The sequence below is a fragment of the Citrobacter braakii genome (assembly GCF_002075345.1).
GTDB lineage: Bacteria > Pseudomonadota > Gammaproteobacteria > Enterobacterales > Enterobacteriaceae > Citrobacter > Citrobacter braakii.
This window is the reverse complement of the sequence record NZ_NAEW01000012.1, coordinates 1-25657: the sequence shown is the minus strand read 5'-3', so window position 1 is coordinate 25657 and position 25657 is coordinate 1. Positions and strand designations below refer to the sequence as shown.

25 protein-coding genes, 2 tRNA genes and 1 rRNA gene are annotated in these 25657 nt (G+C 52.1%); 9 read left to right on the top strand and 19 right to left on the bottom strand.

All coding sequences use genetic code 11. The features are described from left to right. Positions 1–23: 23 nt before the first annotated feature. Entirely contained in the window at positions 24–602 is a 579-nt protein-coding gene (gene lpcA / locus BZK42_RS20300; protein ID WP_016155760.1) for a D-sedoheptulose 7-phosphate isomerase, read from the bottom strand. Between the two features lie 239 nt (positions 603–841). On the opposite strand from lpcA, the gene fadE reads away from it, so the two are divergent. The 3 genes from fadE (at position 842) to BZK42_RS20285 (ending at position 4752) form a co-directional block, all read left to right on the top strand. Continuing rightward, positions 842–3286, top strand: coding sequence for an acyl-CoA dehydrogenase FadE (gene fadE, locus BZK42_RS20295; RefSeq protein ID WP_080859941.1), 2445 nt, complete (start codon positions 842–844; stop codon positions 3284–3286). 110 nt (positions 3287–3396) lie between these two features. Further along, positions 3397–4164, top strand: a complete 768-nt coding sequence (locus BZK42_RS20290) for an amidohydrolase (RefSeq protein WP_080859939.1) — start codon at positions 3397–3399, stop codon at positions 4162–4164. A gap of 177 nt (positions 4165–4341) precedes the next feature. Then, the gene (locus tag BZK42_RS20285; protein WP_016155758.1) at positions 4342–4752 is read left to right on the top strand and encodes a Spy/CpxP family protein refolding chaperone; all 411 of its coding nucleotides are present in this window, start codon (positions 4342–4344) and stop codon (positions 4750–4752) included. 15 nt (positions 4753–4767) lie between these two features. Here the strand turns inward: BZK42_RS20285 and BZK42_RS20280 are convergent, their stop codons facing one another. The 9 genes from BZK42_RS20280 to BZK42_RS20240 all read right to left on the bottom strand — a co-directional run bounded on the left by BZK42_RS20280 (position 4768) and on the right by BZK42_RS20240 (position 13871). Beyond that, entirely contained in the window at positions 4768–5487 is a 720-nt protein-coding gene (locus BZK42_RS20280) for an EAL domain-containing protein (RefSeq protein ID WP_080859937.1), read from the bottom strand. 1 nt (position 5488) lies between these two features. After that, positions 5489–7156, bottom strand: coding sequence for an O-antigen ligase family protein (locus BZK42_RS20275; RefSeq protein ID WP_080859934.1), 1668 nt, complete (start codon positions 7154–7156; stop codon positions 5489–5491). A gap of 1 nt (position 7157) precedes the next feature. Then, complete coding sequence (locus BZK42_RS20270; protein WP_080859932.1) at positions 7158–7700, bottom strand: fimbrial protein; 543 nt, start codon at positions 7698–7700, stop codon at positions 7158–7160. 9 nt (positions 7701–7709) lie between these two features. Next, a complete protein-coding gene (locus BZK42_RS20265) occupies positions 7710–8774 on the bottom strand; it encodes a fimbrial protein (protein ID WP_016155754.1) in 1065 nt (354 codons plus the stop codon). After that, positions 8771–9376 (bottom strand): fimbrial protein, encoded by a 606-nt coding sequence (locus BZK42_RS20260; protein ID WP_019076065.1) that lies wholly within the window; start codon positions 9374–9376, stop codon positions 8771–8773. Before BZK42_RS20260 ends, BZK42_RS20265 begins: the two co-directional genes overlap by 4 nt. 12 nt (positions 9377–9388) lie before the next feature. After that, positions 9389–10165 carry a fimbrial biogenesis chaperone gene (locus BZK42_RS20255; protein WP_046275745.1) on the bottom strand — a complete coding sequence of 259 codons (777 nt, stop codon included), beginning with the start codon at positions 10163–10165 and terminating at the stop codon, positions 9389–9391. A gap of 26 nt (positions 10166–10191) precedes the next feature. Further along, positions 10192–12663: a fimbria/pilus outer membrane usher protein gene (locus BZK42_RS20250; RefSeq protein WP_080859930.1), complete on the bottom strand. Its 2472-nt coding sequence runs from the start codon at positions 12661–12663 to the stop codon at positions 10192–10194. A gap of 41 nt (positions 12664–12704) precedes the next feature. Further along, a complete protein-coding gene (locus BZK42_RS20245; protein WP_019076063.1) occupies positions 12705–13253 on the bottom strand; it encodes a fimbrial protein in 549 nt (182 codons plus the stop codon). 69 nt (positions 13254–13322) lie between these two features. Then, positions 13323–13871, bottom strand: a complete 549-nt coding sequence (locus tag BZK42_RS20240) for a fimbrial protein (RefSeq protein ID WP_016155749.1) — start codon at positions 13869–13871, stop codon at positions 13323–13325. Positions 13872–14620: 749 nt separating this feature from the next. Here BZK42_RS20240 and BZK42_RS20235 point away from each other — a divergent pair. Then, positions 14621–15304 (top strand): winged helix-turn-helix domain-containing protein, encoded by a 684-nt coding sequence (locus tag BZK42_RS20235; protein WP_223307926.1) that lies wholly within the window; start codon positions 14621–14623, stop codon positions 15302–15304. Position 15305: 1 nt separating this feature from the next. Further along, positions 15306–15824 carry a FidL-like protein gene (locus BZK42_RS20230; protein WP_016155747.1) on the top strand — a complete coding sequence of 173 codons (519 nt, stop codon included), beginning with the start codon at positions 15306–15308 and terminating at the stop codon, positions 15822–15824. Positions 15825–15979: 155 nt separating this feature from the next. Here the strand turns inward: BZK42_RS20230 and BZK42_RS20225 are convergent. After that, a tRNA-Asp gene (locus BZK42_RS20225) sits at positions 15980–16056 on the bottom strand. Between the two features lie 134 nt (positions 16057–16190). After that, the gene (dnaQ, locus tag BZK42_RS20220; RefSeq protein WP_029139417.1) at positions 16191–16919 is read right to left on the bottom strand and encodes a DNA polymerase III subunit epsilon; all 729 of its coding nucleotides are present in this window, start codon (positions 16917–16919) and stop codon (positions 16191–16193) included. Between the two features lie 64 nt (positions 16920–16983). Between dnaQ and rnhA the strand changes: the two genes are divergently transcribed. Beyond that, positions 16984–17451, top strand: coding sequence for a ribonuclease HI (gene rnhA, locus BZK42_RS20215; protein WP_016151805.1), 468 nt, complete (start codon positions 16984–16986; stop codon positions 17449–17451). Here the strand turns inward: rnhA and BZK42_RS20210 are convergent. Next, complete coding sequence (locus BZK42_RS20210; RefSeq protein WP_047417097.1) at positions 17448–18170, bottom strand: class I SAM-dependent methyltransferase; 723 nt, start codon at positions 18168–18170, stop codon at positions 17448–17450. The two genes, rnhA and BZK42_RS20210, sit on opposite strands and share 4 nt — an antisense overlap. A gap of 33 nt (positions 18171–18203) precedes the next feature. On the opposite strand from BZK42_RS20210, the gene gloB reads away from it, so the two are divergent. Further along, the gene (gene gloB, locus BZK42_RS20205; protein WP_080859927.1) at positions 18204–18959 is read left to right on the top strand and encodes a hydroxyacylglutathione hydrolase; all 756 of its coding nucleotides are present in this window, start codon (positions 18204–18206) and stop codon (positions 18957–18959) included. A gap of 71 nt (positions 18960–19030) precedes the next feature. Further along, positions 19031–20389 carry a murein transglycosylase D gene (gene mltD, locus BZK42_RS20200; protein ID WP_029139416.1) on the top strand — a complete coding sequence of 453 codons (1359 nt, stop codon included), beginning with the start codon at positions 19031–19033 and terminating at the stop codon, positions 20387–20389. A gap of 49 nt (positions 20390–20438) precedes the next feature. Here mltD and BZK42_RS20195 read toward each other — a convergent pair whose 3' ends face one another. The 3 genes from BZK42_RS20195 to BZK42_RS20185 form a co-directional block, all read right to left on the bottom strand. Next, the gene (locus BZK42_RS20195) at positions 20439–21209 is read right to left on the bottom strand and encodes a class I SAM-dependent methyltransferase (protein ID WP_047357609.1); all 771 of its coding nucleotides are present in this window, start codon (positions 21207–21209) and stop codon (positions 20439–20441) included. A gap of 76 nt (positions 21210–21285) precedes the next feature. Continuing rightward, positions 21286–22086 carry an endonuclease/exonuclease/phosphatase family protein gene (locus BZK42_RS20190; protein ID WP_029139415.1) on the bottom strand — a complete coding sequence of 267 codons (801 nt, stop codon included), beginning with the start codon at positions 22084–22086 and terminating at the stop codon, positions 21286–21288. Positions 22087–22217: 131 nt separating this feature from the next. After that, on the bottom strand, positions 22218–23393 hold the full coding sequence (locus BZK42_RS20185; RefSeq protein ID WP_080860003.1) for an MFS transporter: 1176 nt from the start codon (positions 23391–23393) through the stop codon (positions 22218–22220). A 104-nt stretch (positions 23394–23497) separates the two neighbouring features. Here BZK42_RS20185 and yafC point away from each other — a divergent pair, with 104 nt between their 5' ends. Then, positions 23498–24412, top strand: a complete 915-nt coding sequence (yafC, locus tag BZK42_RS20180) for a DNA-binding transcriptional regulator YafC (protein ID WP_047357608.1) — start codon at positions 23498–23500, stop codon at positions 24410–24412. Between the two features lie 20 nt (positions 24413–24432). On the opposite strand, the gene dkgB is transcribed toward yafC, so the two are convergent. The 3 genes from dkgB to rrf all read right to left on the bottom strand — a co-directional run bounded on the left by dkgB (position 24433) and on the right by rrf (position 25648). Beyond that, on the bottom strand, positions 24433–25236 hold the full coding sequence (gene dkgB, locus BZK42_RS20175) for a 2,5-didehydrogluconate reductase DkgB (protein ID WP_080859925.1): 804 nt from the start codon (positions 25234–25236) through the stop codon (positions 24433–24435). Positions 25237–25400: 164 nt separating this feature from the next. Beyond that, positions 25401–25477: transfer RNA gene (locus BZK42_RS20170), tRNA-Asp, on the bottom strand. A gap of 55 nt (positions 25478–25532) precedes the next feature. After that, positions 25533–25648: ribosomal RNA gene (gene rrf, locus BZK42_RS20165) — 5S ribosomal RNA — on the bottom strand. Positions 25649–25657 lie beyond the last annotated feature (9 nt).

Genomic DNA, 25657 nt, shown 5'->3' with positions numbered 1-25657 from the left:
AAATGGCAAATAAAATAGCCTTCTTACTTCACCATCTCTTTTTCGATCAACTGGATCAGGATATGGATCACTTTGATATGAATTTCCTGAATGCGGTCAGCATAGCCAAAGTGCGGCACGCGAATTTCGATATCCGCACTACCCGCCATTTTGCCGCCATCTTTACCAGTCAGGGTGATGACTTTCATCCCTTTCTCGCGCGCTGCGGCAATCGCTTTAATCACGTTAGCGGAATTCCCTGAAGTAGAGATGCCTAACAGGACATCGCCTTCGCGACCCACGGCTTCAACGTAGCGGGAGAAGACATAATCGTAACCGAAATCGTTGCTGACGCAGGAGATATGGCTGACATCAGAAATAGCGATCGCCGGGTAGCCAGGGCGGTTTTCGCGATAACGTCCGGTCAGCTCTTCGGCGAAGTGCATCGCGTCGCAATGGGAACCGCCGTTACCGCAAGAAAGTACCTTACCGCCAGCTTTAAAGCTGTCTGCCAACAGGACCGCCGCGCGCTGAATGGCGTGAATATTGGCGTCATCTTTAAGAAAATTAGCCAGCGTTTCCGCCGCTTCGCTCAGTTCGTTACGAATAAGATCCTGGTACATGAGGATATCCTTCAGCATGAATGTAAATGACAAGATGCAGTGTACCGGATAGCGCTACCAGCGAGAAGTACAAGCCACAGGAATGGCTGCGGCTTTTGATTTTTTGTGCCGGTTAAAACAGCAACAATGTGAGCTTTGTTGTAATTATTTTGTAAACACATTGCTAAAAGAATTTACATCCACTACAACCATATCATCACAAGTGGTCAGACCTCCTACAAGCAAGGGAGCTTTTCGTTATGATGATTTTGAGTATTATCGCTACGGTTGTTCTGCTCAGCGTTCTGTTTTATCACCGCGTGAGCTTATTCCTCAGCAGCTTAATTTTGCTCGCATGGACAGCTGCGCTTGGCGTGGTTGGCCTGTGGTCAATCTGGCTGCTGGTTCCTCTGGCCATTCTCCTCGTACCGTTTAACTTTACGCCAATGCGCAAATCCATGATCTCTGCGCCAGTGTTCCGCGGTTTCCGTAAAGTCATGCCGCCGATGTCGCGCACTGAGAAAGAGGCGATTGATGCCGGTACAACCTGGTGGGAAGGCGACCTGTTCCAGGGCAAGCCAGACTGGAAAAAACTGCATAACTATCCTCAGCCGCATCTGACAGCTGAAGAACAAGCGTTTATTGATGGCCCGGTGGAAGAAGCCTGCCGCATGGCGAACGACTTCCAGATCACCCATGAACTCGCGGATCTGCCGCCGGAACTGTGGGCGTATCTGAAAGAACACCGCTTCTTCGCGATGATCATTAAGAAAGAGTACGGCGGGCTGGAATTCTCCGCGTATGCTCAGGCTCGCGTTCTGCAGAAACTCTCCGGCGTTTCCGGGATCCTGGCGATCACCGTTGGCGTACCTAACTCCTTAGGCCCTGGCGAACTGCTGCAGCATTACGGCACCGAAGAGCAGAAGAATCATTACCTGCCGCGTCTGGCACGTGGTCAGGAGATCCCCTGCTTTGCTCTGACCAGCCCGGAAGCGGGTTCCGACGCAGGCGCGATCCCTGATACCGGCGTGGTTTGTATGGGCGACTGGCAGGGCCAGCAGGTGCTGGGTATGCGCCTGACCTGGAATAAGCGTTATATCACTCTGGCGCCTATCGCTACCGTACTGGGTCTGGCATTTAAACTCTCCGACCCGGAAAAACTGCTGGGTGGTGAAGAAGATCTTGGCATTACCTGTGCGCTGATCCCAACGTCAACCCCAGGCGTACAAATTGGGCGTCGACACTTCCCGCTGAACGTGCCGTTCCAGAACGGTCCGACGCTGGGTAAAGATGTCTTCGTGCCGATTGATTACATCATCGGTGGCCCAAAAATGGCCGGTCAGGGCTGGCGCATGCTGGTGGAATGTCTGTCCGTGGGACGCGGTATTACCCTGCCGTCTAACTCGACGGGCGGCGTGAAATCGGTGGCAATGGCAACCGGCGCGTATGCGCACATTCGTCGCCAGTTCAAAATCTCTATCGGTAAGATGGAAGGTATTGAAGAGCCGTTGGCACGTATTGCGGGTAACGCGTACGTGATGGATGCAGCGGCGTCGCTGATTACCTACGGTATTATGCTGGGTGAAAAACCGGCGGTGCTGTCGGCCATCGTGAAGTATCACTGTACCCACCGTGGACAGCAGTCAATTATCGATGCAATGGATATTACTGGCGGTAAAGGCATTATGCTTGGCGAAAGCAACTTCCTCGCCCGTGCTTATCAGGGCGCGCCTATCGCCATTACCGTTGAAGGTGCCAACATTCTGACCCGGAGCATGATGATCTTCGGTCAGGGGGCGATTCGCTGCCATCCGTACGTTCTGGAAGAGATGGCTGCGGCACAGAGTAACGATGTGAATGCGTTCGACAAGCTGCTGTTCAAACACATCGGCCACGTCGGTAGTAACAAAGTGCGCAGCTTCTGGCTGGGCCTGACGCGCGGCTTAACCAGCAGCACGCCAACCGGCGATGCGACCAAACGTTACTACCAGCATCTGAACCGTCTGAGTGCTAACCTGGCACTGCTTTCGGATGTCTCCATGGCCGTACTGGGCGGTAGCCTGAAGCGCCGTGAACGTATCTCCGCGCGTCTGGGCGATGTATTAAGTCAGCTGTATCTGGCCTCTGCGGTACTGAAGCGTTATGACGATGAAGGCCGTAATGAAGCAGACCTGCCGTTGGTTCACTGGGGTGTTCAGGATGCGTTGTACAAAGCGGAACAGGCGATGGACGACCTGCTGAAAAACTTCCCGAACCGACTGGTCGCGGGCCTGCTGAATGTGGTTATCTTCCCTACCGGTCGCCACTACCATGCACCGTCTGACAAGCTGGATCATAAAGTCGCGAAGATTCTGCAGGTTCCGAGCGCCACTCGTTCTCGCCTTGGCCGCGGTCAATACCTGACGCCGAGCGAGCATAACCCGGTAGGTTTGCTGGAAGAGGCTTTGCTGGATGTGATTGCAGCCGACCCTATCCACCAGCGGATCTGCAAAGAGCTGGGTAAAAACCTGCCGTTTACCCGCCTGGATGAACTGGCGCAAAATGCGCTGGCTAAAGGGCTGATTGATAAAGATGAAGCCGCAATTCTGGTGAAAGCCGAAGCGAGTCGTCTGCGTAGCATCAACGTGGATGACTTTGAACCCGAGGCGCTGGCGACTCAGCCGGTAAAGCTGCCAGAGAAAGTGCGTAAAGTCGAAGCCGCGTAACGACACACGCACAACGTTTAGCCCCGCTTAATGCGGGGCTTTTTATTGCCACATTTCCGTTAGAGCTCATGCTACAGTGTCAAAATGTTGTTCAATGAGGAGCCTCGATCGTGCCCGGTTTGAAAATTACTCTGCTGCAACAACCGCTGATCTGGATGGATGGCCCGGCTAACCTGCGCCATTTCGACCGCCAACTGGAAACCGTCACCGGACGTGATGTCATTGTGTTACCTGAAATGTTTACCAGCGGATTTGCCATGGAAGCGGCAAGCAAATCGCTGCCGCAGGAAGAGGTTGTCAGTTGGATGCGCACTAAGGCGCAACAGACGAACGCCCTTATTGCAGGCAGCGCCGCTCTCCTGTCTGAACGTGGCCCGGTAAACCGCTTTTTGCTGGTCGAACCCGAAGGTAATGTCCATTTCTATGACAAGCGCCACCTGTTCCGCATGGCGGATGAACATCAACATTATCAGGCGGGTGACGCGCGGGTTATTTTTGAATGGCGCGGCTGGCGCATTCTGCCGTTGGTCTGTTATGACCTGCGTTTTCCGGTATGGTCGCGCAACCGCAACGATTACGACCTGGCATTGTATGTCGCCAACTGGCCGGCGCCGCGTTCGCTACACTGGCAGCTTCTGCTCACCGCGCGGGCAATTGAGAACCAGGCTTATGTAGCAGGATGTAACCGCGTGGGTACTGACGGTAACGGCCATCATTATCGCGGTGACAGCCGGGTGATTAATCCGCAGGGGGAGATTATTGCCACCGCCGAGCCACATCAGGCTACGCGCATTGACGCTGAACTGTCACTCTCGGCGCTGCGCGAGTACCGCGAGAAATTCCCCGCCTGGCAGGACGCTGACCCGTTCACGCTGTAGATATCGCCTTCTTCCCGCTGCACAACGTTTTCCGTAGCGGGATTGTTTCACTCCGTAACCAACCGCAAAACAAATTCGCGTGGCGACGTGCTTCGGGCATCGTATTCTGCAAAGGATAATCACTCGTCTTCAGCGAGTGACAGACAATGTTAATAATTCCCTTATCAGGATCCCGAAATGAAGAACTTCGTACGCATGACTTTGCTGGCGGCAACCGTGGCTGGCGCTTCTTTTAGCACGCTTGCAGCAAACGTATCCAATGTACCCGCACCAGCTCAGGACCCGGTAGTTCAGCACCTTAAACTGAGCACTGACCAGGTTGCGCAGATTAAAAAACTGCACCAGCAGCTTGAAACCAACGTTAGCCAGATATCGGTGAAGGATGTTAAAGACGGCGCGTTGATTGACGTCATCAAGTCCGGGAAATGGGATGAAGCCGCCGTCAAAAAACAGCTTTCCGCGTTCAGCAATATTGAACAGCAGGCACGTTATTACCGCGTGAAATACTATTTCGACCTGAACAAAGTATTGACCCCAGAACAGCGCCAGCAGGTGCAAAAAGATATCGCACAGACGCTGAGCGAATAATGACCATGGCCTGAATCAGCAATGATTCAGGCCTTTCGGTAATACTTCCTGCTCGAACAAAAATCCCTGCACAGCATCTGCGCCGCTCATACGGCAAATGGCATAATCCTGCGGCGTTTCCACCCCCTCGATCACAACCCGTTCTCCCAGCCCGCGAAATTGATTGACCAGTACCCTCAACTGCCACTCCGACGTCCTGAACTGATGAAACATTCCGCTTTCAATTTTGATGGCGTCGAAACGGATGCCAGACAGTCGCCAGACAAAAAATAGCTCAGGCGAAACATCATCCAGCCACACGCGAAACCCGTGACGCACCAGGGTTTTGACGGCAAAGCATACAGCCTGCTGTTCTGCCTTTTCCAGTCGCATCATGGTGCCAGGATCCTGTATTTCGATAACAATCCGCCCCTGATGCGCCTGGCGGGCGAGCTGCGCAATCCACGACAGACAGGTCAGCATCCTGACGGATAAATTCAGCGAATAACTTCCTGAGAGTGCCAGTACCTGCCGCATTTGCCACAGAAATAGCTGCTGTTTTGCGGTGATGGAAAGGTGCTTGAAAAAAAGATCGAGCGGTAGCGGCGTGCGTACCTGACTTAACACCTCGCAGACATCCAGCGATGCATCATCAAAAAAATGGATGCGCTGCAAACGGATCCCGGTGATCCGCAGCAGCTCGGCGTTGCGGGGAAGCTCTGGCCCATGGCGGGTCTGTTCGCTGAATCTGTTCATATCATTCCATTTTTTGATTGAAAGGACGTCGTGCATCCTGCAGCCACGGGATACGACGATCGTTCGGGTATGTCAGGTAAAAGCGCGTCGCCAGACGATGCGCCTCAGGTAGGTCGCGCTGCTGTAACGACAGCAAGATTTGCGTGAAGGAGACATTCGGGTCTGGGTGAACACGCACATAGTCAGGCGCCCAGCGGCGAACCGCTTCCAGCCAGCGAGCGTCCCGGGTACGCTGATACCGTTGCAGATACCCCATCTGAACATCAAACCGGTAGCGAGGGGCAAGGAGCCAGCCTCCTACAGGGAGCGACTCGGCCAGACGCCACTGCGCTGACTGTCGCTCCGCCAGCGTCAACTGCTGTTGCGTGTGCAGTGAGAGAAGCAACAATGGCGTGAAGGTTAAAAACGAGATCAATGCCAGCGCACGAATCAGCGACGTCGACGTAAGCGTCAGACGAGCCCCTTTTAGCGGGCTATCTGCACAACGAAGCAGCAGGATCAGCAGTAACCAGTGTGGTGTTGACTGCCTGACGGGGTATTCCGTCAACATATGAATAACCACCGGCAGCGCCGCCACCAGACAGGCGCGACGCCAGCGATTTCCGTGCATCCACAGCCAGAAGCCTCCCGTAATAAAGCACAGCGCCCCCGCCAGCCCAACCAGGCCGCCCTCCACCAGCCACAGCACCAACTCATTGTGCGGATGCGAGATGCTGCTCAGCCCTAACGGCCCCGCGCGTTCGAGAAACACGGCGGCAAAACTGCCCACGCCCCACCCCGTCCACGGGCGTTCGGCAAATAATGCCAGTGACGTTTTAAGCACCGTCCAGCGCACCTGGGAAGTGGTCAGGTGATCGACTGTAGCAACGGACAAAAAATGGCGAGCGAGCGTGCCCGCCACCATGCCTAACGCCAGCGGCAGCAGAAGTAGCAACAACATACGGCGTTGCGCCGGGAAAACCACCAGCAGCAAGACTTCACCTACCACCACAGACACATAGCCGGTTTGCGACTGGGATTCATGCAGCACAAAGCCCATCATCACCAGAGCAACCCCGATGACAATTCGATATCTGTCGCGTAGCCGTAAAAAGAGCGGAGCTGACAGCAGCACACCAGATGCAGTGAAGCTGGCCATCAGATTGACCTGCTGAAAAATACCGTAGGGCCGCGTACCGCGTCGCCAGGCAAACTCCCAGTAATCAACACCCGGCAAATGCCAGTACTGATACAAAAACGCCAGACATTCGATGACGCTCGCGCCCCATAGCAGGGTCAGCAGTACCGTCAGGGTGTTTGCCGCAAGCGGAATCTGCAATGTCACCAGATAGACGAGCACACCTCCCAGCAGCGCCCCTGCGACCAGCTGCGCCTCGAACTGCCAGACGCCAGGCGTCAGCAGACAAAGCAGCGTCAGGATGAGCGCCCCCATCGAAAAAACCGTGGCGGGGACAGTGATACGCCAGCGTTGACGAGGCACCAGCACTGATGCGCTTGCAGCCAGCACAACGGCATAAATCCAGCTCGTAATATTAAGCGGCAACGACAGACCGCTGCCGCCGTTATTCGGCCAGTAGAGATGCATTACCCCACACCAGAAAAACAGACTAATAACGAGCAATAATTTCTGCGCAGGCAGCGGGGCAATACGATTCAGTGCGTTCATCATGCTACTGGTAGTTCAGTGTCCAGGTCCCGCTGGCGCTGAACGGACCGTATTCGAGAGACTGATTTTTTATCGCCGACGGCTCTGCTGCGACCCACGCCCAAAAATTTAGCGTCATCGAGCCTGCAGTTATCTCTTTGACTGACGTGCTCTCATCAAGGCGAATTGCCGTGCCGTCCTCTTCGCTCATCCCAATACCGATCCCAGTCGCGCCACCCTGTTCACTGCTATCCAGCGCCAGATGATCGTCCAGTTCAGCATCCTCACTACCACTGAAAGTGACCGAGATCCCGCGAAAAACCTCGGGGTTGCAGTCGCATAGCTGAATGCTGAATTTTTCCGGCTTACTGCGCCCCGAAAGATAGAGATCCTGCGTTGCGATTTGCCCGAAATCGACCTCGATTTTGTCGCCTCCTGGTGCCAGGCTGCAGGCCAGCGCTCTGATAGTGCCGTGAAAATACATATCACCGCCGACCAGTTTGGTGTCGGCCTGCGCCATGCCGCCAAGCAGTAACACGCCGATCGCGAATAACGCCGAAAATCTCATGGCATCCCCCTACTGAAACTGCGCAACAACGGTGGCAGAGGCTTCAAACTCACCTTCCTTAACGCTTCCCACGCCCGGCTTTGCCACCGGTGCAGCGGTGAGATTCCAGTCGCCCTGATTCTGGTAAAAACCTTTCACGTTATAGAATTGATTGGGCACGACGGTGCCACCGCTCTCGTCTTTAAGCATAATGCCGAGATCGTCGCGCTTTTGTCCGCCGCTCAGCGTGCCGAGGAGATGATCGTTGAACCCCGCCGTGCCTGACGCCGTGGTAGTTTGTACGCCAAGATTAATGTTCAGCGCGCCCTGATCGAAGCTGCCGCCTTCACAAACAACATGAATGGGGATCGACTTGCTGTAGTTAGTGCCATTGAGCCGGGCAGCGGATCCTGGCAGATCGCCAAACTCAATACTGATTTTGTCTCCCCGGTTGAAGGTGCATTTGTCCGGTACGGTAATCAGCCCGGATTTAATCACCACACGGGAAATCGCCGTAGTGGGCGTAGGTCCCGCGCTCCCCATGCGCCCGGCTACCTCCACCAGCGATTGGGAAGTGATATTGATGCCGTTGATAATGGGTTTAGTGACAATAAACGTCACTTTCCCTTTTGAACCACTTTCAACGTTAGTGGCGCGCGTGTAGCCCTTGCGCTTTTTGCAAGTGTTATTGCTGTTGCGGTTTGAAACGTTGGTAAAAGGCGCCTGAACATACTGTTTATAGCCCCCAGCAACCCACACCTGCACTTCCACATCCAGATACTCATTTAGCCGAAAACGGTTCGCCCCCTGATTTGAAGGCGGCATCGTAGTCGTGGTGGTGTAGTAAATCGGCGACCGGGAGATGTCAGCCTGCTCGCAATAGAAATTCACCACATACCAACTGCCCAGATTCCAGGTAAACGGATCCGTTCTGCCGCCCACGTGGTTTTTACTGACATCCAGCGAGCTCAATTCGATATCGTACTGATGCGGCGACCCGCCCTCCGGCTCACCTTCCCCCTGTGTAAATGCCTGCCCGGCCAGTGGACAGCCAGCCAGGGCAACCCACAACAGCGCTTTGCGTAATACGCTCATAGATACTCCAGCTTAAGTCTCACCAGGCCGTTAAATTCTCCGGCAGTCACCTCTGGCCCAAAAGATTCCAGCGTGGCCAGAAAGTGAATGGCGTTATCGCCTGGTTTGAGGATCCACATACGTTGCGGTTGGTTCAGATGGATCAGCTGATTACGCTCGGTCAGTAGCCGAATGCCCGCGCCGCGCACATCACCACGAATACGCCCCAGGTCACTGTTTTCCGGCGCGCCTTCGGCCATCAGCGTCATCGAAACGCCACGTTCCACCGTGCTGTGCGCCAGCTCAGGCATTTCGCTGGTCTGCCCGGGGAAATCCCTCAGGGTATGACCAGAGCCCTTTAAGCAGCCGTTCAGGTACAGCGTGACCAACACCGGTTCGCTGCGATCGCCGCCCTGGCGAAACCGACTGGCGGAAATATCACCAAGATTGATGGTCTGATCGCGTGAGGCCATATCCAGCACGCACGGCGACACGTAGACCCGGCCGTGAAAGCGGACGTTGCCATACTCACCGGACACGTTGCTCATATCCTGGCGGCCGCTGGTGGCCTGAACCTGCCAGGCCATGCCCGCCATCAGCAGGGCGCAAAGCATCTTTTTCATTTACGATTCCTGTTACCGTGGCTGTTGCTCCATCGGCAATGCTTTACATACATTGCCTGTGCAGCTGAATTTCAGTTCGGGATGACCGCCAAAATCGTTCACGTACATCATGCTGAACTGGCTGACGCTGCCGTCCGTGACGCTGAAATCGAGAGAGGATTTTGGTGAGACCATAACGCCGGGGAAGTCGGTCAATCTGCCGCCTCCCTGCGCTTCTGGCTTGCGGCTTAAGCCGATTAAGGTGACGAAGTAAGGCGTTGGGTTATCCACACTCCAGCGCTGGCCCTGCTTGTGAAAGACCAGTTGGTTTTGCCACACGGCGCCCGGCGTTTCCGGCACAATGGCGGCCGGACGGTAGAACAATTTGATGCGCGATTGCATCGCCAGTTGCAGCACGTTCGGCTTATCCGGTTTAGGCGGAATTTCACGTACGTTCAGGTAGAACAAGCTCTCGCGATCCTGCGGCAGGGCGTTGATCCCGCTGGTTTTCGTCACGCGGGCAATTCCCTTTTGCCCGCCGTTAATTCGTTGCAGCGGCGGTAAGACCATCAGCGGCGAGGTAATTTTTGTTCCGTTGGCATCTTCCACCCACGACTGAGCCAGAAACGGAATGCTCGGGCTGGTATTGGTTAAGTTCGCACTAACTGAGCGCGCATCACCAGTGATGATCATGCGGGTACGGTCGAGCGCAATGCCCGCCCATGAGGTGTTGATCTCTGCAATCAAAAGCAGGCCACAGGCCACGGGTTTAAGCCAACGCTGCACGGAGTAAAAAGCTTGATTATTCATGACAAAATTCATTCAGGTTATTGAAATTATTCACAAGGCAACAGCACGTTACCTTCCGGGTTGATTTGTTGTGGCACCTGTAAGTGGCACTGCGCACGGCCAGCCCAGGCAACGGAAAGACGCTCAGCCGGATTCACACCCGCAATCCAGGCCATACCGTTTTCCATTACCATGGCGACGCTAACGCCGTTAGCGTTAAACACTTCGGCGCCAAACGGCGGTACCGAACCATCCTTCAGGCGCAGCAGCGCCATCATTTTTTGCCCCTGCGCCACGGCAAAATGCTGGTAGCCAATCGCACCTTCCGTCAGGGTGTTGGTCACGATGGCTTTAGTCGCGGAAATGTCCTCGTCCATTGCGTCCACATCGATACGGGTATCAAAGCTGTGATAGCTAACGACGTCCGGTACGACGGCAATACCGAAGCGGTTTGAGTGCGCCTGTTCGCCGTTCAGCGGCACGTTCGCCACCCCGTCGGTATCAACCATCACTCTGGCGGTATTCATCGACGCCTGGCTGTTGTGCAGCGCCGCACCGTGACGCGTCGCGGTAAAACCGCCGCGCATCGTGCCGCCCACGGAGAAATAACGTGATTGCTGCCAGCTGACGTTAGATTCCAGTTCCGCCATCATGCTGCGGTGCTTGTAATAGCCATCAAACGCCGTACGCCCTTCACCGGAAACCCCTGTGCGCAAACGCCACGGATTGTTACGGTCGCGGTTATCGGAATACGAAACCATCTGGCTGGTCTGGTTGCCGCTGTTCTGCAATTCGTAATCCATAGAGCGGCCATCGCTCCATGGCACCGAGATTGAAAGCGAAAGACTGTCGTCTCGTTTGCCCTGATACTCAGAGCGGTAAGCCGCAACGTTGGCGCTGATCCCCTGGATGCCAGCAAATGAAAAGCTGTGCCCCATCGATAATCCGTAACGATCCTGGGAACCGCGATCCCAATAGTTCTGGTGGGTATAGGTCAGGTACAGCGTGGTCGCTAATAGTGGGTCGTCAGCAAAGAAGGTTTTGTTGCCGGTGATGGTGTACATCTCTTTTTCGTTGCCGGCACTGTTGTTATTTTCATACTGCTCGTCGAGAAACTGCGAGAAAGTGCGGAAGTTACGCTGTGAGAAGCGGTAACCGGCAAAGGTGATGGCGCTGTTGTACTCATCAAAAGTTTTGGCGTAGCTGAGCTTAAAAGACATGCCTTTTTGTTCAGCCTGATGCTTTACCCGACTCATGGATTGCGTCGCATCAGCCGACAGCGCCCCCAGCCAGCTCAAGTCCCGCCCAATCCCCATCGACCAGGCGTTATAGCGATCGCCTGTCAGCAGCGCGCCGCCGTACAGCGACCATGCATTGCTGACCCCCCATGAAAAATCACCGCTATAAAACGCAGGCCCCTGAACGTCGTGGTTATAACGCGATGGCTTCCCGACCGCGGCGTTGTAGCGCACATAGCCTGGTCGCGTCAGGTAAGGAATATCGGCTGTATTGACCTGAAAAGTGTGTACGCTGCCATCCTGCTCCTCGACGCGGACATCCAGCGTGCCGCGTACCGAACCGTGCAGATCCTGAATATTAAATGGCCCTGCAGGAACGGTGGTTTGATAGATAACACGGCCCTGCTGACTGACGGTAACCTTCGCATTGCTGCGGGCGATGCCGTGCACTTCAGGCGCGTAGCCCTGCAAATTCGGTGGCAACATGCGCTCGTCACTGGCGAGGTTAGCCCCGGTGAAACGCACCGAATCAAAAACCTGAGAATTCAGGTAGATTTCGCCGACCGTCAGTTTTGCAGCCTGCATCGGCAACGGTCGATAGGCATAGATCTGATCCCAGTCGATACGGCCGCGATTATCATCCGAAGCGTAATTGGCCTGATACTGGCCACGAAATCGCCACGCGCCGAGGTTAAAACCTGTCTGCCCATAGCCAGACAGAGAGCGATAACGATCGCCGCCCTGTTCATAATGTGTGGCCTGGCCCGAGACGCTGTAGTCAAAAATCAGCCCCGCGACGCCGTTATCCCAGCGCTCCGGTGGCGTCCAGTCTGGATCGGTATATTTCATCCACGCCTGAGGCACGATAATGTCCAGTACGCCTGCGCTATTATTCAACGCCACACCCGGCAGGCGGGAAATGTCATAGCAGGTCGCGCTAATCGGATGAATATAGGCCAGCGCTTCTTCTTTGAGCGCCAGTAATTCGAGTTGTTGCGGGGTCAGACATGCCATGGATTTATGCGGGTTGGCAGGATCGACGATATAACGGATCGACTGCTGTGGAATCTCCTGGCTGTTAATACGAACATCCAGCAGATATTCTCCGGGAGTCACAAAGTTGCCTTCGGAAAAACGCTGCAAATCGACATTGTGCCTGTCGCTGGCATCCAGTACGTCGGTATTAAATTCAATGGCCTCATCCGCTTCAGCCCATGAAGAGGCACAGACCAGAGCAATAAAAAGCGCCAGACGTTTTTTATCTGTTTTCAGCGTGATCATTTTCGTTCGCAAACCTTCAGATACCCGAATTGCAGTGCAGCTCAGAGATAATTCACAACAAAATGCGTGACCGCAGTAAATTCGCCAGATGTCATTCTTCCGTCGCGGGAGATCAAATAAGCCGTAAAATTGAGCGTGTTTTTCCCTGGATTAAGCACATAGTCCGGTGATGGCTCACCCAGATGAATTTGCTGTCCGTTGCTGTCATATATTTCTATCGCTAAATTTTCAGTTTCCGATTGCACGCTTAGATAATCAGGATTGTCACTATCCGGTGCGCCAGAAAAGGTAATATTGGCGCGTTGAAACAGATTCCCGGGGTGTTGGGAATCCCCTAATGAACATCCCAACAAATGAATGCTGAAATCATGCGCTGATACTTTCTCTGGTTTTCCGGAAATATCTCTGGCTGAGAGATCATCAAATTCAACCAGTAGCGACCGGTCGCGTGGATCGACATAACAGGCAGCCTCAATAATATTTCCGCGCATGCGCATTTTGCCGGGCGTACTGACAAGACGATTGGTGTCAGCCAAAACCCATGCAGGCGATATGAAGATAAAAAGCAGTAAAATTCGCCATCCAGGCATCACCGCATTTCCTTTCAGTTATTCGCAGGAAGGGTTAAGCAGGCGCGTTAATGCGCCTGCTGCAGATCGTTACTGGTAGTCGATCTGGAAATTAACGGTAGATTCGAAATCACCTGGAGTTACCGCGGCAGATGCGTTGTTTGCCTGCAGGTAAGCGACGAAATCAATGTCGGTTTCACCATCGGTAATGTTGACCTGAGAGGCGGCTTGACCCCATTCCACGTCCTGGTTGCCACTGTCAATCATACCGATGCCCGCACCCTTTGCAGTACCAGAGGTGAATGCAGCCAGCGCGTTGTTGTCTGTATCAATCGTTGCCGGGGTATAGGTCACAGTGGCCGTTTTCGCGACGGTCGTATCACAGCCCTGCAGAACGATTTTGGCATGCTTAACGCCAGCACGTTGGTTGTCTTTTAACTGAGAAGTTGGGATCTCACCAAAATTAACCTGTACCGGGCTGGATTCTGGTGCCAGACCACATGCGGAATTAACCAGAGAACCGGTGAAGTGAATTTTACCGTTAGTCGGTTCGACATTTTTTGCAGCAAAAGCAGAAGAGGCAGTAAAAGTCATTCCCGCCATCAGCGCACAGGCCACAGCCACGTTTTTCATTTTCATATTACTACTTAACCTTATATCTGTTTTTTAGTTATTCCGAAGATCTATTTCCGCAGATAATTTATGTCCGGGAATCCTGATCTGCAGGTGGCGGTAGCGCATATCCTTGCAAACAATCCATCTCAAGCCGCCCCGTATTTTGAACTTCATTGGTATTCCATCCGAAATACCGTCCACAGTTGTTTACGCTGTTTCGGGGCTTATATTAAGTCGACGAGAAAATGACACAATGCAAAAATCCGGTATTAATCAAACTCAGGGAATCATGTTGTAACACTGTCTGCACAGCGATCGTTTACCTAAAAAACCGCCAAAAATCACGACTTAGCCAGTGTTAGTATCTATCATTTATCATTTTTATAGAGTTTTTATCTATCAACTATTTTTTTATTTAGCCAGAACAACAGGCAAAATGTATTTATGAAATTTTTGTAAAAATGAAATTGGATATCAAAAGCGAGTAATGACAATAAGATAGTGAAAGAAAGGAAGGAGAAAAGAGGATTCTATAAGAGATATTAAAATATTGTTATGTAAATATTAATAAAGCGATCTATGGTACAACCATTTTTTATAAATGAATTATGTTATGCTATTGCTTCACCCACTCGAATGCGAGATATCCTGCTTTAAAGGAGACATCAGTGATTTCTCATATACCAATAAACAAAATTAAATCCGTAATTATTGGTGATGGCTTAGTTTTCAGACCACATAAAAATACCCTAAAAGACCTGGCATCTGGTGAAATGGCCACATTGAATAATGTGGCAACACAATTACTGCTCTATTTGTTGCAAAATGGTAAAGAGATATCCTCGCGTGATGAAATTCTGCTGAATGTTTTTCAGCATAATGGCGCCAGAGCGACGGATGCGAATCTCAATCAGCACATTTCATTTCTGCGCAAAGCAATAACGTCTACGGGTCATCCTGCAGAGCTCATCGTCACAATTCCGCGGATGGGATTTCGGATGGGCGACGCTAATATCAATATTCAGCAACTGGAAGAAGCGCAAGCTCCCGCCAGAATTGCCAATGTTGCATCGACGCTCAACAAAAAGAAACAAAGCCGTTGGCCTGTGGCGATAACCGCGTTAATTACTGGTATCGCCGTGCTGGCGACAGCGTGGTTAACATGGATACCCAATGAAATCGCCATGACGGACGCGACTATCCTGCGGACTATCGACTATGAACAATGCCGTGTACATATATTAGGAAACGCCCTCACCGACACCATAACCGAAAAGAAAGCGCTGGATATTTTCAAGTCCGTGGGCATTAACCCCGACTGTTCGTACCCAAAAGATCTGTATCTCAATACCTGGGCGAGCAACCATAATCTGGTTGAGTGGTCGTTTGCCGCTGAATGCGGGCTGAACCTCGGCTATTACCATTGCATCAGCCAGTATCGCCATCATGAGGAATGATATGAAGCAAGAAAGCGATCACTCTCCTTTACTATGGTCAGTCGTGATTGCCATTTTTGGGCTGGCGGCTATCGCTTTTTTTATTATCGCCGGGAATGCGAAAAAACAAGAAATCAGTTTTTCCTGCTCCTCGGAATTCACGTCGATACTCGACATCCAGGATACAAAAAAGGTACTCCATGGAATAATGCTGATTACCAGCTACAACTCCGGACACCTTTCATTGTCAGTACAAGGGAAACTCAAAAGTGATGATGGCGAGTTTGCTGTGAACCGAAAACTGTTCTTTCGCTATGCCCGACCACTCGGCCATACCGCCGGTGTTTTCATGCTCACTCCCAACGGACGTGAAAAATCCCCCGATGATGAAGCAACGGATGCTGTCGATTATCTCTTCTTCGACGCTTACGAACGTGCCGACAAGCTGTATATGCTAAAGCACTTGAATGAAGAAACTGTGCTTATCGGCGATAACTTTTCCCCCCGCTTCGCCTGCGTGATGAATCACTTCGCAGGTTGATCTGCCCCTGGATATGCGTCGGGTTAAGGATGACCTGATGTGTTGCCTGCCCGATAGCACGGACGTGGTCGATAAAGTGTGATGATGAGATTATTATTGTGGCGGGCTAAAACGACGAAAGCCTGAATCATTTCTGATTCAGGCTTTCTGAATAGTGGCGGAATGGACGGGACTCGAACCCGCGACCCCCTGCGTGACAGGCAGGTATTCTAACCAACTGAACTACCACTCCGCGTTGTGTTCCACTTGGGAACGAAGCGAATATTACGGATTGCCTCACGCCTCGTCAACGCTTTTTCTCACGTTTTTTAATCGTTTGCTGCAAAAATCACCCGAATGGTCATTTCCATACGGAAAACGTACAAACTATGCCCGCCAGAGGCAACTTCCGCCTTTCTTCTGCACCAGGTCAAGGCGCGACTCATGGGCCGCTAACTCTTCATCAGTGGCGAAAACAACGCGTAGTTTGCTGGACTGTCGCACAATACGCTGGATCCCCGTGTCATTCTGCTGCTGGCTGTCACCTTCCATTGAGAACGCCATCGTGGTCTGCCCACCGGTCATCATCAGATAAACGTCGGCCAGAATCTGGGCATCGAGCAATGCGCCGTGCAGGGTTCGCTTACTGTTGTCTATTTCATAGCGTGAGCATAACGCATCAAGGCTGTTGCGCTTGCCAGGAAACATTTTCCTCGCCAGCGCCAGGCTATCGGTAATTTTGCAGAATTCGTTTGTCTTTGGAATATCCCGCCTGAGCTTAGCAAATTCGTAATCCATAAAGCCGATATCAAACGATGCGTTATGGATGACCAGCTCTGCACCGCGGATGTAGTCGAGAAACTCATCGGCCACATCGGCAAACGTAGGTTTATCAAGCAGGAATTCGTCTGCGATTCCGTGTACACCAAACGCTTCCGGGTCCACCAGCCGATCCGGTTTCAGGTAAACGTGGAAGTTATTCCCGGTCAGGCGGCGGTTCACCACTTCAACCGCACCGATCTCAATGATCTTGTGGCCTTCGTAGTGGGCGCCAATCTGGTTCATACCGGTGGTTTCGGTATCGAGGACGATCTGTCGTGTAATTCCAGTGCTCATAACGGTCATTTATGTCAGACTTATCGTTTGATTTCGATTTGCTAAAACAGGAAGTCTACCAGAGATGCTTAAACAGGTAGAGATTTTCACCGATGGTTCTTGCCTGGGAAATCCAGGGCCAGGTGGTTATGGGGCGATTTTACGCTATCGCGGGCGCGAAAAAACCTTTAGCGAAGGCTACAACCTCACCACCAATAATCGCATGGAGCTGATGGCGGCAATCGTTGCGTTGGAAGCCCTGAAAGAACAGTGTGAAGTGATACTCAGCACGGACAGCCAGTATGTGCGCCAGGGCATTACGCAGTGGATCCACAACTGGAAGAAGCGCGGCTGGAAAACAGCAGATAAAAAACCAGTGAAGAACGTCGATCTGTGGAAACGTCTGGATACCGCGCTGGGGCCGCATCAAATCAAATGGGAATGGGTTAAAGGCCATGCGGGCCATCCGGAAAACGAACGCTGTGATGAGCTTGCCCGCGCTGCTGCAATGCGTCCCACTCAGGATGATATTGGGTATCAGGCTGAGGCTTAAACGTCTGGTTTACGGTATTGCCGGGTTGCGCCAACGGCCTGGCGGATAGGCGTTTTGCTTTTATTTTGTTTCATCGGGTTGAGCGTAAGCGGAATGGTTCGCTTACGCGCAACCACCAGTTGCAAACAGCCCAGCGCAGGGATATGGGCGCTTAACATTTTCCCGCCCTTCTTGTTCCAGGGCAGGACATGAAAACGGCTACAGTGCAGCACTTCAAAATTCAGCAATGAGAGCCAGTCCAACTGCCGCATGAGGGTAAACATCCGGCTGTTGTAGGGCGATGTTTTACGCAATACGGGCACCAGTTTACGCAATCCCATCAAACTTACCGGGTTAAAGCCGCTCAGAATCAACCAACCGTCATCAATAAGCACGCGATCGGCTTCATGCAGTAAGCGATGTGGATCGGAACACCACGGCAGCGTATGAGCCAACAAACAAACATCCACGGACTTATCGGCAAAGGGCAGATGTAAAGGATCGGCAGTCACCTGCATGGGAGCGCCTTGCAAAGAAACATTTACCTGATGAGAAACCGCGCACGCTTCAGAATTGATTTCTGCGCTTAAATTACCAATCTTAAGCAGATGAAATCCGTACATTTTTGCGAACCACGGGTTAAGCTGATGCTCCAGCGCCTGACGATAGTGTTCGCCCCAGGGAAAATCATCCCAACTAACGGGCGCTACGACAGTTTGAGGGATCCTTGCCGGTTTCATCACAACCTTCCGTTACGCATTGAGAGGTAATCTATGAATCTTAACAGTATTCCTGCATTTCAGGACAATTACATCTGGGTCCTGTCGAATAATGACAAACATTGTCTGATTGTGGACCCGGGTGAAGCAGCACCTGTTCTGAAAGCTATTGCAGAACATAACTGGGTTCCCGAGGCCATTCTGCTGACACATCATCATCAGGATCACGTGGGCGGCGTGAAAGAACTTCTGCAACATTTCCCACTAATAGCGGTATACGGACCGGCTGAAACGCAAGATAAGGGAACGACGCATATAGTCGAAGATGGCGATATTGCACTCGTTTTGGGGCATGAATTTACGGTAATTGCTACGCCGGGTCACACTTTAGGACATATCTGTTACTTTAGCCACCCTTACCTGTTTTGCGGCGACACGCTCTTCTCCGGTGGCTGCGGTCGGCTTTTTGAAGGCACAGCATCTCAAATGTATCAATCACTTAAAAAACTAAACGCACTTCCTGACGATACATTGATTTGTTGCGCACATGAGTACACATTAGCAAACATGAAGTTTGCCTTAAGCATTCTACCGCACGATCCGTTCATAAATGAATATTATCGTAAAGTTAATGAGTTACGCGTAAAAAAACAAATGACACTGCCCGTAATTCTGAAAAATGAGCGACGAAATAATCTTTTTTTAAGAACGGAAGATATTGATTTAATTAATGAAATAAATAAAAAAACAATATTGCAACAACCTGAAGAGCGTTTTGCCTGGTTAAGGTCAAAGAAAGATACGTTCTGACAATTGCGGGTTGCCTTTTGAAAACTTCGCCGTTATGATCGGTCGTCTTTTAAGCAACTATTGACACACACATGAAGGCAAAAGCGATATTACTCGCCTCTGTCCTGCTTGTTGGGTGCCAGAATACTGGTAACGTCCAACAACACGCACAGAGCCTTTCTGCAGCTGGTCAAGGGGAAGCAGGAAAGTTTACAAGTCAGGCGCGATGGATGGACGACGGAACATCTATCGCTGCTGATCAAGATTTGTGGGCTTTCATTGGTGACGAGCTAAAGATGGGAATTCCGGAAAACAACCGGATTCGCGAACAGAAACAGAAGTATTTACGCAATAAGAGCTATCTCCACGATGTAACTTTACGGGCAGAGCCGTATATGTACTGGATAGCCGGGCAGGTTAAGAAACGTAACATGCCAATGGAACTGGTACTACTACCCATAGTGGAGAGCGCTTTTGATCCTCACGCAACGTCTGGCGCCAATGCCGCAGGTATTTGGCAGATCATTCCGAGCACGGGGCGCAATTATGGTTTAAAACAGACCCGCAATTATGATGCACGTCGCGACGTTGTGGCTTCCACCACCGCCGCACTGGACATGATGCAGCGTCTGAACAAAATGTTTGATGGCGACTGGCTGCTGACCGTTGCTGCTTATAATAGCGGTGAAGGTCGTGTCATGAAGGCAATTAAAACGAACAAAGCCCGTGGTAAACCCACTGACTTCTGGTCGTTGCCATTGCCTCAGGAAACGAAGCTATATGTGCCAAAAATGCTGGCATTGAGCGATATACTCAAAAACAGCAAACGCTATGGCGTGCGTCTGCCAACAACAGACGAAAGCCGCGCGTTGGCACGTGTTCGCCTGAGTAGCCCGGTTGAAATGGCTCAGGTTGCCGATATGGCAGGTATTTCCGTCAGCAAGCTGAAAACCTTCAATGCAGGCGTGAAAGGCTCCACGTTGGGTGCCAGTGGTCCGCAATATGTGATGGTGCCAAAGAAGCATGCAGAGAAGCTGCGTGAGTCTCTGGCCTCAGGCGAAATTGCAGCCGTGCAGTCAACGTTGGTTGCGGATAACACGCCGCTGAACAGCCGTAGCTACAAAGTTCGCTCTGGCGATACGCTTTCTGGCGTCGCTTCACGTCTTGGCGTGAGCACCAATGACCTTAAGCAGTGGAATAATCTGCGCGGGTCATCGCTGAAAGTAGGCCAAAATCTGACGGTGGGCGCTGGTACCAGCGCACAGCGACTGGCGAACAACAGCGATAGCATCACCTATCGTGTGCGTAAAGGCGACTCGCTCTCGAGCATTGCCAAACGCCACGGGGTTAACATCAAGGATGTGATGCGCTGGAACAGCGATACGAACAATCTGCAGCCAGGCGATCAGCTAACGTTGTTTGTGAAAAACAGCGGTATGCCGGACTCCTGATAGCATTGTAGAAATGAAGGCACTGGTTTCCCCCCAGTGCCTTTTTTATTTATCCCGCTTTATGTGCTTCAACCATTATCGTGTCGCTGGTAAACGAGCCATCTTCCTGTAACGCAAAATAGGCTTTCACTTCCGCAGAAGCACTTTGTTGGTATACACGGATCGCGTCGCTCAATGCTGCAGGCGTGCGCATCCGCGCCACCCACGAACTGAACTCCAGCGGCAGACGATCGGTTAACAAGGTATCGGCAATCAGATTGGCGTCATTGATTAACGACAGCCATTCTCCGCTGGAATAGTTGCGTACGTGCGAGGTATCGCGTAACGCCTCCACAGTTTGCAACCAGATGTCACGTACAGGATGGCCAGGCGACATCACATCCATCACAATCAGCACGCCGCCGGGCCTCAGAATGCGGTTCACTTCTCGCAACGCACGCCCGACATCATGCCAGTGATGCGCGGAATAGCGGCTAATCACCACGTCAAATACGTTATCTTCAAACGGCAGGCTTTCAGCATAACCCTGCCGTGTGGCGATATTCTCCAGACCTCTGTCCTTTGCCGCTTCAGTGACCACGTCAAGCATCTGCGACGATAAATCATATGCCACTACCTGCTTTGCGTATTGCGCGGCCACAAAGCTGGCGTGCCCCGCTCCGCATCCCATATCCAACACGCGGGCCTGCGGAAATGCCAACAACCTTTCCCCCAGACGTTGCAAGTCACGACCAGAGGCGTGCACCGCACTGGTTAAGTAGGCATTAGCCTGAGAGCCAAACTGTTTTTCGACGTTGTCATGATGAGAGCGTGTTGTCATTGTGTTGTCCTTCGGTTGTTGTGAAATATGAAGGGCAACCATCACAGGCCTGCCCTACGGCAGACCTGACACACCGTTATTGTTCAGGTTTGCCGGGACTGAATTCAACGAGTAGCGGATTGTGGTCGGAGGCGCGTGTGACCAGCACAGAGGCCTCACTCACGTTCAGACCGCGATAGAACACAAAATCGAGAGGACGACCAAACGCGCGGCGGCGCTGATCGTCGGTAAAGCGCACCTGGCGCAGCGACATTTCACGCGCAAAGCGGTACAGCGCATTCATCCGTCGACGGCTCCAGGCATTAAAATCGCCGGCCATAATCACCGGACCGCTGTGATGAGCAATCTGATCGCCAATGGGAAGTAACTGCTTACTATAGACATCAACGCCAAGGCTAAAGTTAACCGCGTGGATATTCACCACCATTAACAACCGAGTGTCAGGCAACGGGTACACCGTCACCAACGCCGATTTCGCCAGCCGTAAAATAGGCTCACGCTCGCGCAATGGGCAGCAGTAAACAGGATGGGCGGAGGAGAGTGTCATAACGCCAGAGGGGTGCTGAGGCAGCACAAAGGCGGGAACCTGGTCGGCAGCGAGATAGTTAGTGGTCGCAAACTGCACCAGTTCTGGTGTGGTTTGCGCTTCCTGCAATAACACGAGATGCGCGTCTTTACCAAAATTCTTCAGCACCGACTGCCATTCTGCTCGCTGCTGTTTAAAAATATTCCATACCAGCACGCGAATGCGATCTTCACTGCTCAACGGTACGCCTGCGGGTAATGCCTGGCCAATATGCGCAAACGAGCCCGGCGGTAAAATCCGCTCGGCGGGTTGTCCGGCAACATAACGCATGGCATAGGTGTTTTTTCGCACTTTAGACTTTCAAACCTCTGTAACGTCAACCAGTCCGCAGCCGGACTGGTTCTTCTGTTATAGGGATTTTAGCACTCACTTTCAACGAACAATTGCAGTTTGTTTTGTAAGTGGGCGCTTACATCAATGATTTACCCCAGAGCAACGTGCGTGGGCTTATCAAGACGGCCGCTCAGCCCCATCAGCACGAAAGCCACCAGAACAATAAGTGCGCCAATCCATGGTGTCTGCGCCAACCCATAATGCTCGACCGTTTGTCCGCCAATCACGGAACCCAGTGCAATACCAATATTAAACGCTGCAATGTTCAGCCCTGACGCCACATCAACAGCATTGGGCGTAAATTGTTCCGCTTTCTGTACCACGTAGACCTGCAACCCTGGTACGTTACCGAAGGCAAAGATCCCCATCACCAGAATGGTAGCCAGCGCGGCGTACTGCGTGGAAGCCGTCAGTTGGAAGACCATCAGCAGAACAAACAGCGCGGCGAAAATGAATTTCAATGCAGGAACCGCACCATGCTTATCCGCCAGTTTACCGCCCCAGATATTGCCGATAGCGACTGATACCCCGTAACCCAGTAAGATCCAGCTCACCGCTGCCGGGGAGAAGCCCGCCAGATCCTGCATCATCGGTGCCAGGAAGGTGAAAGCCGTGAACACACCACCGTAGCCCAATGCCGTAACGGCGTAAATCAGCAACAGACGAGGATGAGTCAGCACTTTCACCTGGTCGCGAATGCTGGCGGCCGCTCGACCAGGAATGTTAGCCGGGATCAGTAGTTGGCTACTAATCAGCGCAATCACGCCTAACATTGATACTGCCAGGAAAGTCTCACGCCAGCCAAAGTGCTGGCCGATAAACGTACCCAGCGGCACGCCCGTGACCAGTGCCACCGTTAAGCCACCGAACATAATAGCGATGGCGGAAGCTGCTTTTTCTTTTGGCACCAGACTTGTCGCGATAGTGGAACCAATCGAGAAGAATACGCCGTGAGCCAGCCCCGTCAGCAGACGGGCGACAATAAGTGTCATATACCCGGGTGCCTGCCATGCCAGTAAATTCCCCGCCGTAAACAGGACCATCAGCGCGACAAGCAACTTTTTACGTGGCAGGCTTCCGGTCAGAGCGGTCAGCACTGGTGCGCCAATCGCCACACCCAGCGCATAGATTGAAACCAGCATCCCGGCTGAAGGTAACGAGATTGCCAGTTGTTGAGCAATGGTCGGCACCAGGCCAACAATCACAAACTCAGTCGTGCCAATAGCGAAGGCACTTATTGTTAGTGCAAATAATGCGAGAGGCATAAATAACTCCGTAACATCAGTAATCAGATGACACGCAGTATGCCGGGATGTTTTAATAACAAAAACATTCAAAATCTCAATATAATTTTGCGTCAGGTGCAAAAATGAAAGCAACCTCTGAAGAACTTGCGATTTTTGTGGCCGTTGTGGAAAGCGGCAGCTTCAGCCGGGCGGCAGAACAACTCGGTCAGGCTAATTCCGCAGTCAGTCGGGCAGTAAAAAAGCTGGAGATGAAATTGGGTGTGAGTCTGCTTAATCGAACTACCCGACAGCTAAGCCTGACAGAAGAAGGAGAACGCTACTTCAGGCGTGTGCAGCAGATACTGCAAGAGATGGCAGCAGCAGAAACGGAAATCATGGAGTCACGCAATACCCCGCGCGGCCTGCTGCGTATCGACGCGGCAACGCCGGTGATGCTGCATTTCCTGATGCCGCTAATCAGACCGTTCCGTGAGCGATATCCTGAGATGACATTGTCTCTTGTCTCCTCAGAAACGTTCATCAATCTTATTGAACGAAAAGTGGATGTCGCGATACGAGCAGGTACGCTGACTGACTCAAGCCTGCGTGCGCGTCCGTTGTTTACCAGCTATCGTAAGATTATTGCCTCACCGGACTATATTGCCCGTTTTGGCAAGCCCGAGACCGTCGAACAGTTAAAGCAGCATCTGTGTCTGGGGTTTTCCGAACCCGTTTCACTCAATACCTGGCCGATTGCCCGTAGCGACGGACAGCTCCATGAGGTCGAATGTGGGATTTCTTCCAACAGCGGGGAAACGTTAAAACAGCTTTGCCTGAGCGGCAATGGTATCGCATGTCTTTCAGATTATATGATTGATAAAGAGATCGCGCGGGGAGAACTGGTGGAGCTGCTGGCCGATAAACGTCTGCCGGTAGAAATGCCTTTCAGCGCCGTTTACTACAGCGATCGTGCGGTCAGTACACGCATTCGGGCATTTATAGACTTTTTAAGTGAGTATATAAGAACAGCTCCCGAAGGAGCTGTGAAAGAGGGTTAAAGGTACAGAGGGTCGGGCAATTAATCCCAATCAGGGGCCAGGCCTTCCGGGCTGACCAGACGATCGTTGCAGTCCAGTGCCGCGATCGCTTTTTTATCTTCAGTATCCAGATGCAGGTCCAGCGCCAGCAAGTTGCTTGCAAGGTTTTCACGCTTGGTAGATGAAGGGATCACGGAGTAACCTTCATCCATTGCCCATGCCAGAATAACCTGCGCTGGGGTCGCGTTATGTTTAGCGCCAATGCGCGCAATCACTTCATCTTTTAGTGCCTTACCGTAAGCCAGCGTCATGTAAGAGGTGATGTGGATACCGTGCGCTTTAGCCCAGTCAACCACCTTACGACTCTGCAGATACGGAGACAGCTCAATCTGGTTGGTCGCGATATTGTCTGCACCTACTGTAGCAATGGCTTTTTCCATCAGCGGAATAGTGAAGTTTGAGATACCAATTTCGCGAGTCAGCCCCTGCTCTTTCGCTTCAAGCAGCGCCTGCATAAACTCTTCAACGGATACCGCATCGCCCGGAGATGGCCAGTGGATCAGCGTCAAATCAACATAATCCGTACGCAGTTTCTTCAGACTTTCTTTCAGACTTGGGATCAGTTTGTCTTTGCTGAGATTTTCAATCCAGATCTTGGTGGTGATGTACAACTCGTTACGCGGTACGCCACTTTCGGCAATTGCCTGACCAACAGCCGCTTCATTTTCATAGATTTGCGCAGTGTCGACAGCACGGTAGCCCAGCTCAAGCGCCGTTTTGACAGAAGCGATAACCACGTCGTCTTTCAGGCGAAACGTACCTAAACCAAATGCAGGGATAGTCATAGAATTCCTCTTTTTAATCACTATGTTCGTTAACTGAGAGGATTATGACCATCAGTTCTTTGCCGAAAAAGAGTGAAAAATGCAGAGGATTTTTGCGGATTCAGCAATAATTAAATCGCTGGAAAAGAAAAAGCCCTGAGCGTTAGCTCAGGGCTCTTAATAAGTGGCGGAACGGACGGGACTCGAACCCGCGACCCCCTGCGTGACAGGCAGGTATTCTAACCAACTGAACTACCGCTCCACCGAATTTCTTTGTCACTACCCGGATTATTCATCCCGGTTTACTGCAATTTGATGCCTGGCAGTTCCCTACTCTCGCATGGGGAGACCCCACACTACCATCGGCGCTACGGCGTTTCACTTCTGAGTTCGGCATGGGGTCAGGTGGGACCACCGCGCTACAGCCGCCAGGCAAATTCTG